The sequence below is a fragment of the Microbispora sp. ATCC PTA-5024 genome (assembly GCF_000511135.2).
Lineage (GTDB): Bacteria > Actinomycetota > Actinomycetes > Streptosporangiales > Streptosporangiaceae > Microbispora > Microbispora corallina.
Genome location: NZ_KI866527.1, coordinates 370,685 through 381,158, shown reverse-complemented (window position 1 = coordinate 381,158; position 10,474 = coordinate 370,685). Strand labels below are relative to the sequence as shown.

General features: G+C 71.9%; 10 protein-coding genes and 1 tRNA gene. 4 read left to right on the top strand and 7 right to left on the bottom strand.

Annotated features, from left to right (window positions below; genetic code table 11):
- Positions 1-251: 251 nt before the first annotated feature.
- Positions 252-794, bottom strand: a complete 543-nt coding sequence (locus tag MPTA5024_RS36210; protein WP_036332581.1) for a helix-turn-helix domain-containing protein — start codon at positions 792-794, stop codon at positions 252-254.
- Positions 795-887: 93 nt separating this feature from the next.
- On the opposite strand from MPTA5024_RS36210, the gene MPTA5024_RS36205 reads away from it, so the two are divergent.
- Positions 888-2,126, top strand: a complete 1,239-nt coding sequence (locus tag MPTA5024_RS36205) for a benzoate/H(+) symporter BenE family transporter (protein ID WP_232326793.1) — start codon at positions 888-890, stop codon at positions 2,124-2,126.
- A gap of 160 nt (positions 2,127-2,286) precedes the next feature.
- On the opposite strand, the gene MPTA5024_RS36200 is transcribed toward MPTA5024_RS36205, so the two are convergent.
- Positions 2,287-2,359 (bottom strand) — tRNA-Arg (locus tag MPTA5024_RS36200).
- Between the two features lie 201 nt (positions 2,360-2,560).
- Here MPTA5024_RS36200 and MPTA5024_RS36195 point away from each other — a divergent pair.
- Together MPTA5024_RS36195 and MPTA5024_RS36190 are read left to right on the top strand one after the other, a co-directional pair.
- Entirely contained in the window at positions 2,561-3,808 is a 1,248-nt protein-coding gene (locus tag MPTA5024_RS36195; protein ID WP_036332578.1) for a hypothetical protein, read from the top strand.
- A 154-nt stretch (positions 3,809-3,962) separates the two neighbouring features.
- Positions 3,963-5,273 (top strand): M15 family metallopeptidase, encoded by a 1,311-nt coding sequence (locus MPTA5024_RS36190; protein ID WP_232326792.1) that lies wholly within the window; start codon positions 3,963-3,965, stop codon positions 5,271-5,273.
- 8 nt (positions 5,274-5,281) lie between these two features.
- Here MPTA5024_RS36190 and cpaB read toward each other — a convergent pair whose 3' ends face one another.
- The 5 genes from cpaB to MPTA5024_RS36165 all read right to left on the bottom strand — a co-directional run bounded on the left by cpaB (position 5,282) and on the right by MPTA5024_RS36165 (position 9,542).
- Positions 5,282-5,875, bottom strand: a complete 594-nt coding sequence (gene cpaB / locus MPTA5024_RS36185; RefSeq protein WP_232326791.1) for a Flp pilus assembly protein CpaB — start codon at positions 5,873-5,875, stop codon at positions 5,282-5,284.
- A 6-nt stretch (positions 5,876-5,881) separates the two neighbouring features.
- Positions 5,882-6,688, bottom strand: a complete 807-nt coding sequence (locus MPTA5024_RS36180; RefSeq protein WP_036332574.1) for an S-methyl-5'-thioadenosine phosphorylase — start codon at positions 6,686-6,688, stop codon at positions 5,882-5,884.
- 110 nt (positions 6,689-6,798) lie between these two features.
- Complete coding sequence (locus tag MPTA5024_RS44780; protein ID WP_084370274.1) at positions 6,799-7,161, bottom strand: FmdB family zinc ribbon protein; 363 nt, start codon at positions 7,159-7,161, stop codon at positions 6,799-6,801.
- 266 nt (positions 7,162-7,427) lie between these two features.
- Positions 7,428-8,927 carry a potassium/proton antiporter gene (locus MPTA5024_RS36170; RefSeq protein ID WP_036332570.1) on the bottom strand — a complete coding sequence of 500 codons (1,500 nt, stop codon included), beginning with the start codon at positions 8,925-8,927 and terminating at the stop codon, positions 7,428-7,430.
- A gap of 39 nt (positions 8,928-8,966) precedes the next feature.
- Complete coding sequence (locus MPTA5024_RS36165) at positions 8,967-9,542, bottom strand: 5-formyltetrahydrofolate cyclo-ligase (RefSeq protein WP_036332569.1); 576 nt, start codon at positions 9,540-9,542, stop codon at positions 8,967-8,969.
- Positions 9,543-9,566: 24 nt separating this feature from the next.
- On the opposite strand from MPTA5024_RS36165, the gene galU reads away from it, so the two are divergent.
- Entirely contained in the window at positions 9,567-10,472 is a 906-nt protein-coding gene (gene galU / locus MPTA5024_RS36160; RefSeq protein WP_036332568.1) for a UTP--glucose-1-phosphate uridylyltransferase GalU, read from the top strand.
- The last annotated feature ends 2 nt before the right edge of the window (positions 10,473-10,474 follow it).

The window sequence follows — 10,474 nt, the reverse complement described above, 5'->3', positions numbered from 1 at the left end:
CCTTCACCGTGGACGCGTGCAACCTGCAGTTGCTGTACCAGGGCCGCGCCACCAACTCCGGCGGCGACTACGGCCTGCTGCCCTACCGGCCCGGCCTGCTCACCCTGCAGCGCTAAGGCCTGACCCGGTCCTGACCCGGTCCTGGCCCAGGTCAGGACCGTAAGGAACTGGAGCGGCGGGCTCGGCTGTATGCCGAGCCCGCCGCGACCACGTGTACAGCCCGTGGCCGCCGTTCGGCGTGATCCGGTTGCTCAGGCCAGCCGGGGGGAGCGGATCAGCAGGGTGGCCAGGGCTTCGTCCGGGCCGACGGTGCTGTAGACGTGGGGGACGTCGGCCTGCCAGGAGATGTGCTCGCCCGGCGCAGCCACCAGGGGGGCGTCGGCAGGGCCGGCGCGCAGCACGCCCGCGTAGACCGTGACGTGTTCGGTCACGCCGGGGGCGTGGGGCGGCGAGTGTTGCACGATGCCGGGACGGACGTGCATGCGCAGCAACTCGAACGTCGCGGTCGGCTCCTCGAAGACCTCCAGCAGTGTGGCCGTCACGGCGGCGCCGGGCACGCGGACGGCCTCTGCCGGCGGTGCGCCGGGCTCCAGAACCAGGGCGGTCAACGGTACGCCCAAGGCCCCTGCCACCGAGTAGAGCGTCTCCAGCGTCGGGTTGCGGGTGCCCAGTTCCAGGCCGGACAGGGTGGCTTTGCCGATGCCGGCGCTGCGGGCCAGCGCCGACAGGGAGATGCCGCGGGCCTCCCGCAACCGCCGCAGCCGGCTCCCGATATCCGTGTCACGGCCGTCCACCCGGCAATCCTTGCATTCCGCCGCTTGTCCCGCGATGGTCACGTGACTATGGTTCGTTCCGTAAACGGAACAAGCGACGGTGAGGGGGCGGGCGTGCGGGTGCAGGCCGTCATGGCGGGGCTGGTCAGTGCGGTGGTCGGCTACGCCAGTTCCTTCACCGTCGTGCTCGCGGGGCTGCGCGCGGTCGGGGCGACGCCGGGGCAGGCCGCGTCCGGGCTGCTCGCCCTCTGCTGCGGCGTCGGGGCGGTGGCGGTCGTCCTCGGGCTGCGCTACCGCATGCCGATCAGCATCGCCTGGTCCACCCCCGGCGCGGCGCTGCTGGTGGCGACCGGTCCCGCGCCCGGCGGCTTCCCGGCCGCGGTCGGCGCGTTCATCGTCTGTGCCGGGCTCGTCGTCCTCGCCGGCCTGTCGCCCTGGCCGGCCCGGGCGATCGCCGCCATCCCGCGGCCGATCGCCGGTGCCATGCTGGCGGGCGTCATCCTCAGCCTGTGCACCGCACCGGTCCGCGCCGTCGTCGACATCCCGTTGTTGGCCGTGCCCGTCATCCTGACCTGGGCGGTGTTGCAGCGATATCTGCGGCAGTGGGCCGTTCCGGGCGCGCTCGTCGTGGCGGTCGTCGCCATCGCGGTGCACGGGCCGGGCAACGGCCTGTCCGGCGCGTCGTTACGGCCCGCGGTCGAGTTGACCACCCCGACGCTGAACCCGTCGGTGGTGGTGAGCATCGCCATCCCGCTGTTTCTCGTCACCATGGCCGCGCAGAACGTGCCCGGTATGGCGATCATGGCGACGTACGGGTATATTCCGCCTCTGCGCCCGGTCCTCGTCGCGACCGGCCTGGCGAGCGCGGCGGCGGCGCCGTTCGGCGGTCACGCCGTCAACCTGGCCGCGATCACCGCGGCGCTGACCGCCGGCCCGGACACCCACCCCGACCCCCGCCGCCGGTGGATCGCCACGGTGGCCCTCGGCGCCGGGCAGCTGACGCTCGGGCTCGGCGCAGGCCTGGCCATGGCGCTGGTGCTGCTCTCCCCACCCGTGCTGGTCGTCGCGGTGGCCGGCCTCGCGTTGCTCCCGGCGCTAGGCTCGTCCCTGGCCGGCGCGGTGAACGAGGCGGAGGGCCGGGAGGCCGCGGTGGTCACTTTCGTGGTCACCGCGTCGGGGATGACGATCCTGAGCATCGGCGCCGCGTTCTGGGGCCTGGTCGCGGGCGGCCTGACCGCACTCCTGCTGCACAGGCGACCAGCGGTGGCACAGCAGTCGTCACCCACCAAAGAGGCCGAGCCGGAGCGCCCCGAGGGCCATGCGGCCGCTATATCGGCTGATCAACGGTCGTAATGGAAGCGGTCGTGCCCACCAGGCTGCTGATCGTCATGGGAGGGCATTAGGAAAGAACGCCCGCAGCTGAACGATGACACCACCGTAGCTCACCCGGCACCTCAGCCTTGACTGGCGTCTCCGCTGGTCAAGGAGATCCGCTACTGGCCGTCGAAGACGGTGCCCCCGGCAGGATTCGAACCTGCGGCACCCGCTTTAGGAGAGCGGTGCTCTATCCCCTGAGCTACGGAGGCGTGCAATGTGCCCTGTAAGCCTAGCGAAAGGTTGGGGTGCCTCGCGCGCCGAGAGGGGGTGTGGCTCGAAGCTCGCCGGTCATCGGCAGGCTGACGTGCGGTAAAGGCCTGGCAAGTCCGGGTGTCCGCGCTTGCGGGCGCTGATTACCGTCACTGTCCGTGACCACAACGCGACGCAGGTATGTGCGCGGGCTCCGTCCGATGGTGCTCGTCGCGGCGATGATCGCGCCGGCGATCCTGGCTTCGGGCCTGCTCGCGGCGCAGTTCTCCGGCTACGAGAAGATGGCGCGGGGCAGCGCCGCCGAGGAGCGGGGAAGCCAGGTCGGCACGAAGTCCGCGAGGGTGCAGGGGCCCGTGGCTCCCGTGCCGGATGACGGGCCACTGGTGGAGCCACCGGCCGTGATGGCTCCGGGGGTGATGCCCGGCATTCCCGAGCAGATGGGTTCCGAGCCCCTACGGCCGACCCGGGTACTGAACGTGAAGAGGCTCGCCGATCGCCGGCCGGCCGAGCACGCGCGGCGTCACAAGCACCGGAAGGGCAGGCACGGGAAGCGCAAGGCCGCGCCGGTGCCCGTGCAGGCCGGCCCGGCCGGGGTGCTGGCGCTCGGCGCGGGGGCGGCCGCGCAGGGCGGGTCGGGCGGGTTCTCCGGCAACGCAGCTACCGGGCAGGGCGGGATGGGGAGCGCGACGCTCTTCGGTCTTCCTGCGGCACACGATCAGGTGCCGAACGCGTCCGCCGGCCAGGCTTCCGGGAGCGGCCCGACCGCCGGGCGGAACAGCCTGTACGCCGGGGCTGCCCGGCAGGGGCAGGTGCCGGACGCACATCAGCCGGCGATATCGGGACAGGACCAGCAGGCGGGCGCGTCGCGACAGGTGGGCCTCGCACAGCAGCAGGCGGGGCTCGCCCAACAGCCTCAGCCGCAGGTGGCCAACCCACAACAGCAGGTTGGTGCCGCGCAGCAGTCCACGGCCGCACAGCAGCAGGTGGCCAACGCGCAACAACATGCGGGGACGGTTCAGCAGCAGGTGGCCAGCGGGCAACAGCAGGTTGGTGCCGCGCAGCAATCCACGGCCGGACAGCAGCAGGTGGCTAACCCGCGACAGCAGGCCAGCGCCGCACAGCAGCAGGTGACCAACGCTCAGCAGCAGTCCACAGGTGGACAGCAGGCCGGGGCCACTCAGCAGCAGGCGGGAGCCGTACAGCAGGGTCTGCTGGATCCCACCCCGATGCCCGAGCCGTACGGGCCGGCGCGGATCTACGAGGGGCTCATCCGGATCGACCAGCCGCAGATTCAGGCGCCGGCGCTGGGACCGGCCCCCGGACGGCGGGTGCGGGAGCAGCCTCGGACGGAGGAGGCGCACCCGCAGGAGCCGCCGCTGATGTGCCCTCCTGAGTGGCGGGACACGTGGCTGTGGGAGCTGTGCCAGGACCACGAGGCGCAGCTGTGAGGCCGGTGACAGGACCGAAATCAGGCCTGGAAATACCCGAAAGGTGCTTGATCGGGAGATAGCGCGTATGCCAACTCGGGCCCGGACAGGATGAACCCTGTAGTAACGTGCGTCCCTGACCCAGGTCACGAGTTGGCAAACGGAGGAGTCGAGCGTGCCCTCTCCTCGATCAGCGCGCCTGATCGCGGTCGTCACGGCGATGACTTCGCTCAGCGGTGCGATGCCGTACGGCACGGCCGCGGCGGCGACGGCCACGAGCGCGACCACCGTCACGAGCACGGCCATGACCGACGGCGCGGTGTCCGAAATCGCCCCCATGACCCAATCCGCCGATACGACCCACACCGCCGGCACGACCCAAACCGGCACGACGGCCCGATCCGCCGGCACGACCCCTACCGTCACGACGGCCGGAACGCGGATCCTCAGGGCTGCGACGGCGGGGACCGAGCGGGTCCGGGTTGTGAGAGCGCCGAGATCCGCCGCCGCGGCGAAGGGCAAGGACCCGGTCTCCCTGACCCAGCTGCGGCGGCAGGCACAGCAGGCGTACAAGGGCATCGAGGACGCGACAAAGGCGTTGCAGGCGCGGCAGAAGCAGTTCGACGCGTCACAGCGGGAGCTGGCGACGAAGCTGACGCAGCTCCAGACGGCCACCCTGCAGCTCAACAAGATGCGCAAGCCGCTCTCTGACCTCGTGTCGTCCCTCTATCAGGATCCGTCGATGAGCGGGCTCAGCCCGTTCCTCACGGGCGGCGACGGCGCCACCACCCTGCGGGCCATGAGCGACATGGACTACCTCGTGGCCGGGCGGAACATCGTGCTGTCCGACGCTCTGAAGCTGCTCCAGCAGCAGCAGCAACTGGCCGGCGAGGCGCAGGAACTGCGGGCCGCCAACCTGCTGGAGGAGGCCCAGCTCGACGCGCAGATCGACCTGCTCCGGGCGAAGTCTTCCAAGCTGGTCAAGTCGCTGACCCGGACGCTGACGAAGCTCGGCGTGGACGTCAACCAGGGGAACCGCGGCCCGGGTGCCTGTGACCCGACTCGGGTGACCGAGGCCGACCAGTATCCGAACGGCCTGCTGCCCAAGAGCTTCCTGTGTCCGTTGCCGCAGAAGGGCGCAGAGCTGCGCGCGGACGCCGCGATCGCCTTCGCCGACCTCAACCTGGCCTACAAGAGCCACTTCGGGCAGCCGATGTGCATCTCCAGCAGCTACCGCAGCCTTTCGGCGCAGCAGGCCGTCTATTACCAGCGTCCGGGCTTCGCCGCCGTTCCCGGCAGGAGCAACCACGGCCTCGGCCTCGCCGTCGACCTCTGCGGGGGCGTGCAGGCCTTCCGGTCGGTGCAGTTCAACTGGCTGGAGGCCAACAGCAAGCGGTTCGGCTTCATCCACCCGGACTGGTCGTATCACAGCCCCTTCGAGCCGTGGCACTGGGAGTACGACCCCAAGCTGGGGGCGCAGCTCTGACGACCTGCTCAGCGCGGGTGGATGGCCACTGACAGCCGTCCCTGTGCCTGGGCCTGGGCCAGCTGGGCTGCCTGTACGGGCGTGGTGGCCAGCACGAGCAGCGCTCCGCCCTCGTCAGCGCGGCTGGGCGGGCGGGTCAGCACTCGCACCTGCTGGGCGACCGGGTACGCCTGCCGTCCCTCGCCCTCGTACGCGGCCAGCACGTCGATCACGTCGCCGGGGGACAGCAACCTGGCGGCGTCGGGATCGGCGACCCTGACCGGGGCGGCGACCATCCCCGGGCCTCCGGCGGCCAGCACGGCCGGGCCCAGCAGCCGGGCGTCGGTCAGCGGCTCGCCCCGCCGGACCGGCCCGGTCACGACCCGGCCGGCCACCTCGGTCCCCGGACGGAGGGCGCCGTCGGGCACCGCATCGGCCGGGAGTCGCACGACCATCAGGTCTGCTGAGGACAGCCTGCCTCCGGCCAGGTCGCGGGCGGCGGCGAGGACCTCCACCCCGGCGGGGGACCGGACGGCGAGCAGGCCGCACGTCACCGCCAGCCCCGCGAGGATCGCGGCGATCGGGCGGCGGTGACGGGCCAGCAGGCGGCTCGGAGCGGGCACCACGGGCTACGGGAGCTCGAAGGGGAGCTTGATGCCGTCGAGGGCGTCGCCACAGGGGCAGGTGCGCTCGTGGGGCAGGGCCTGGACGACGTCCCGGACGAGCGAGCGCATCCGCTCGACGTTGGCCGCGAAGAACGCCAGGACCTCCTCGTGGGTGACCCCCTCGCCGGCCTCCACGCCGGCGTCGTGGTCGGTGACCAGGGCCAGCGTCGTGTAGCACAGGGCCAGCTCGCGGGCGAGGACGGCCTCGGGATGCCCGGTCATGCCGATGATCGACCAGCCCGCGGACTGGAACCACTGGGACTCGGCCCGGGTGGAGAACCGGGGGCCCTCGACCACGACGAGGGTGCCGCCGTCGACCAGGTCCCAGTCGGCGTCGCGGGCGATGGCGGTCGCCGCCGCCCGGCCCAGGGGGCAGTAGGGGTCGGCGAACGACACGTGGACGGCGCCGCCCGCGTCGTAGTAGGTCTGCACGCGGCCGGCGGTGCGGTCGACGAGCTGGTCGGGGACCACCAGGGCGCCCGGCCCGATCTCGGCCCGGAGCGAGCCGACGGCGCTCGGCGCGAGCACCTGGCGGACGCCGAGCGAGCGCAGTGCCCACAGGTTGGCGCGGTAGGGGATGCGGTGCGGGGGATGGACGTGCCCCCGGCCGTGCCGGGGGATGAAGGCCACCTGCCGCTCGCCGATGCGACCGACGGTGATCGTGTCGCTGGGCGGTCCGTAGGGCGTGGAGACGCCGATCTCCTCGGCGTCCTCCAGCAGGGAGTAGAACCCGGAGCCGCCGATGACCCCGATCTCTGCGCGATTGACCATGCGGCCGACCCTAGCGAATCAGGCGGTCCACGACGCCGTCCGGCCGGAGCCTGTGGATAACTACGAAGAGCCGGCAGCCGGCCTCCCCGGTTGAGGCCGGCGCCCGACCGTCAGGCGGCGGCCGTCGAACCCGAGGACGAGCCCGACGAACCGGACGAGCTCGACGCCGAAGACGAGGAGGACGAGGAGGACGAGGAGGCGGACGCCGCGGCCGGCTCCTTCTTCGCCCCGTCGCCGGACGGCTTCGAGGAGTCGCTCGACGGCTTCGACGAGGTGGTGGACGTCGACGAGCCCGAGGAACGGCTGTCGGTGCGGTAGAAGCCGGAGCCCTTGAAGACGATGCCGACGGCGGAGAAGACCTTGCGGAGACGGCCCTGGCAGGCCGGGCACTCCGTGAGCGGGTCGTCAGAGAACTTCTGAACGGCCTCCAGCTGCTCCCCGCAAGCGGTACAGGCGTACTGGTAGGTGGGCACGCGCTCCTCCTGAGACTGGCACTCGACCGGGTCGATTGCTAATGGTAGGCAATCTAGGAGCCCAAACGCCACTCCACCCCGCTTTATGCCACCCGGCCCAGCACCCGCAGGCCGCTCGGCGCCGCCTGCGACTCGTGCCGCGGCACCCCGGCTTCGCCCTGGTCACCGCCCCGAGCGGCTCCGCCAAGCACCCCGGGTCCGCCCTCGTCACCGCCACAAGCGACTCCGCCAAACCCCGGACCACGACGTTTGCCGACCACCGCCGCTCAGGCGCCGCGTTCGCCGTACCAGCCGGCCAGCTTGCCGCGCCGGCTCACGGCCCGCAGGCGGCGCTCGACCGTCTCCCGCTGGGCGGCCGTGGTCACTACCAGCAACTGGTCCTCCGCCATGAGCTGCGTCGAGTCCGTCGGGACGAACGACCGGCCCTTCCGTACGACGAGGGTGACCATGGTGTTCGCGGGCAGGCGGAGCTCGAAGATCTCCACGCCGTGCATCAGCGAGCCCGGCGGGATCCGGACCTGGAGGAGGTCGGCGTTCAGCTCCTCCAGTGGGGCCGACTCCACGTCCAGGTCGCGGGCCTCGCCCTCGGCCGACACCCCGAGCAGGCGGGCCAGGTACTGCAGCGTCGGCCCCTGGACGATCGTGAACACCACGACGATGACAAAGACGTCGTTGAACAGCCCCTTAGCCCCGGGCATCCCGGCGGCCCAGGGGATGGTGGCCAGCACGATCGGCACGGCCCCGCGGAGCCCGGCCCACGACAGGAACACCTGCTCGCGCCACGACAGGACGCCGATCCGCAGCAGCCGCACCAGCACGGCCGACACCACGACGGACACCGGCCGGGCGAAAAGCACCAGGACCAGGCCCGCGACCAGGGCAGGCACGAGGACCTGCGGCAGCTCGGCGAGGGTGGCCAGCATGCCGAGCATGACGAACAGGCCGATCTGGGCGAGCCAGGCCGCCCCCTCGGCGAAGCCGCGCGTCGCGGCCCGGTGGGGGAGCCGGGCGTTGCCGAGCACCAGCGTAGCGACGTACACCGCGAGGAAGCCGCTGCCGTGCAGGAGGGCGGCGCCGCTGTAGGCCACGAACGCGAGCGCGAGCACGGCGATGGGGTACAGGCCCGAGGCGGGCAGCGCGACCCGGCGCAGCGCGTACACCCCCGCCGGTCCCACCGCCAGCCCGATCGCGCTGCCGATGGCCAGCTCGGAGATGGTCTCCAGCAGGGTTCCGCCCATCGAGGGCGCCCCGGCCGCGGCCTCGCTGAGCATCATCACGACGATGACGGTCGGGGCGTCGTTGAACCCCGACTCTGCCTCCAGGATCCCGGCCAGCCGGGGCGGCAGCGGCAGCCGCCGCAGCACGGAGAACACGGCGGCCGCGTCGGTCGAGGCCAGGATGGCGCCGAGCAGCAGCGCCAGCCGCCAGTCCAGGCCGAGCAGGGCGTGTACCGCGACGGCCATCGCGCCGATGCTGGCCGCGATCCCGGCCGTCGCGAGGACCAGCGCGGCGGGGACCGCGTCGCGGACGTGGCTCCAGTTGGTGGTCAGGCCGCCCTCGGCGAGGATGACGGCGAGGGCGACGAGGCCGAGTTGCTGGGCGAGCTGGGCGTTCTCGAAGTGGACTCCCCCGAGTCCCGACTGGCCGAGGAACAGGCCGAGCCCCAGGTAGATCAGCAGGCTGGGGAGGCCGGTGCGGTGCGCGATCCGGACGGACGCGATGGCCGCGATCACGACGGCGGCGGACAGGAGGAGCCAGACGTTCAGACCTACCCGCTCCCTTCGCCGCGACCTGGGGCAATCTTGTCACATACGCACTAAGTGGGCGATGCCACTGGGCTGCACGGCGAGCCGTACGGGCTGGTCATGGGGCTCGGCGGGGACACCCTCGATGAGCTCGCCCTCGTGCAGCAGGGCGACGGTCGGCACGTTGGGCCCCACGCGGGTCAGGGCCCGGTCGTAGTGCCCGCGGCCGCGGCCGAGCCGTACCCCGGTCGTCCGGTCGACGGCGAGGGCGGGCACGAGGACGAGCGCGGCGGTGCGGATGGCGTCCACGCCGCGACGGGTGTCGACGGGCTCCATGAACCCGCCGGGGCCGGGCGCCAGGGAGTCGGGCCCGTCGTACACGGCCCAGTCGAGATCGCCGTCCGGCCGCTGCACCGGAAGGATCACGGTGGCGCCGTGCTTCCACAGCGCGAAGACCAGCCCGTGGGTGGACGGCTCGGTGCCGAACGACCAGTAGCACGCGACCAGCCCCGCCATCTGCACCCACGGCTGGTCGAGGAGCAGCTCCCGCACGGCGGCGGAGGACTCCCGGAGGGTGGCCTGGTCGAGCGCGGCGCGGTCGCGCAGGATCCGCCGACGCAGGTTCGTCTTGTCCATTGCCTGCTCCGTTAGTGTTCAACCATGGCTGACTTCGATCCTGTAACGAAAGCAGTGGTCCCCGCGGCTGGTCTCGGCACTCGATTCCTCCCCGCGACCAAGGCGACCCCCAAGGAGATGCTGCCGATCGTCGACAAACCGGCCATCCAGTATGTGGTCGAGGAGGCGGTGTCCGCCGGGCTGCTCGACGTCCTCATGGTGACCGGCCGGAACAAGCGTTCCATCGAGGATCACTTCGACGTAGCGTACGAGCTCGAGGACGCGCTGCGCGCCAAGGGGGACGAGGAGAGGCTTTCGCAGGTCAAGGAGCCAGTCGATCTCGCCACGATGCACTACGTGCGGCAGGGCGAGCCGAAGGGCCTCGGCCACGCCGTGTTGTGCGCCAAGCAGCACGTGGGCCACGAGCCGTTCGCGTGCCTGCTCGGCGACGACATCATCGACCCGCGCGACCCGCTGCTCAGGCGCATGATCGAGGTACGGGCCACCTACGGCGGCAGTGTGATCGCGCTCATGGAGGTGCCGCGCGAGCACGTCTCCCTGTACGGCGCTGCGGCCATCGAGCCGACCGAGGAGGACGACGTGGTCCGCGTGACCGACCTCGTGGAGAAGCCGCCGGCCGACGAGGCCCCGTCCAACTGGGCGATCATCGGGCGGTACGTCATCGACCCGGCCGTGTTCGCCGTGCTGGAGAAGACGGAGCCGGGCCGCGGCGGCGAGATCCAGCTCACCGACGCCCTCCGGACCCTGGCCTCGACGAGCCCCGAGGAGGGCGGGCCGGTGCACGGGGTGCTGTTCCGCGGACGCCGCTACGACACGGGCAACAAGCTCGAGTACCTCCAGACCGTCGTCCAGTTCGCGGCCAACCGGGAGGACCTCGCCCCCGAGTTCCTGCCCTGGCTGCGCGAGTTCCTCGACCAGACCGGATCCTGAGC

Excerpts from the sequence above, each read along its gene's own strand:
- MPTA5024_RS36195 (WP_036332578.1), top strand. The coding sequence starts at position 2,561 with ATGGTGCTCGTCGCGGCGATGATCGCGCCGGCGATCCTGGCTTCGGGC.
- MPTA5024_RS36180 (WP_036332574.1), bottom strand. The coding sequence starts at position 6,688 with ATGGTCAATCGCGCAGAGATCGGGGTCATCGGCGGCTCCGGGTTCTAC.
- MPTA5024_RS36165 (WP_036332569.1), bottom strand. The coding sequence starts at position 9,542 with ATGGACAAGACGAACCTGCGTCGGCGGATCCTGCGCGACCGCGCCGCG.
- galU (WP_036332568.1), top strand. The coding sequence starts at position 9,567 with ATGGCTGACTTCGATCCTGTAACGAAAGCAGTGGTCCCCGCGGCTGGT.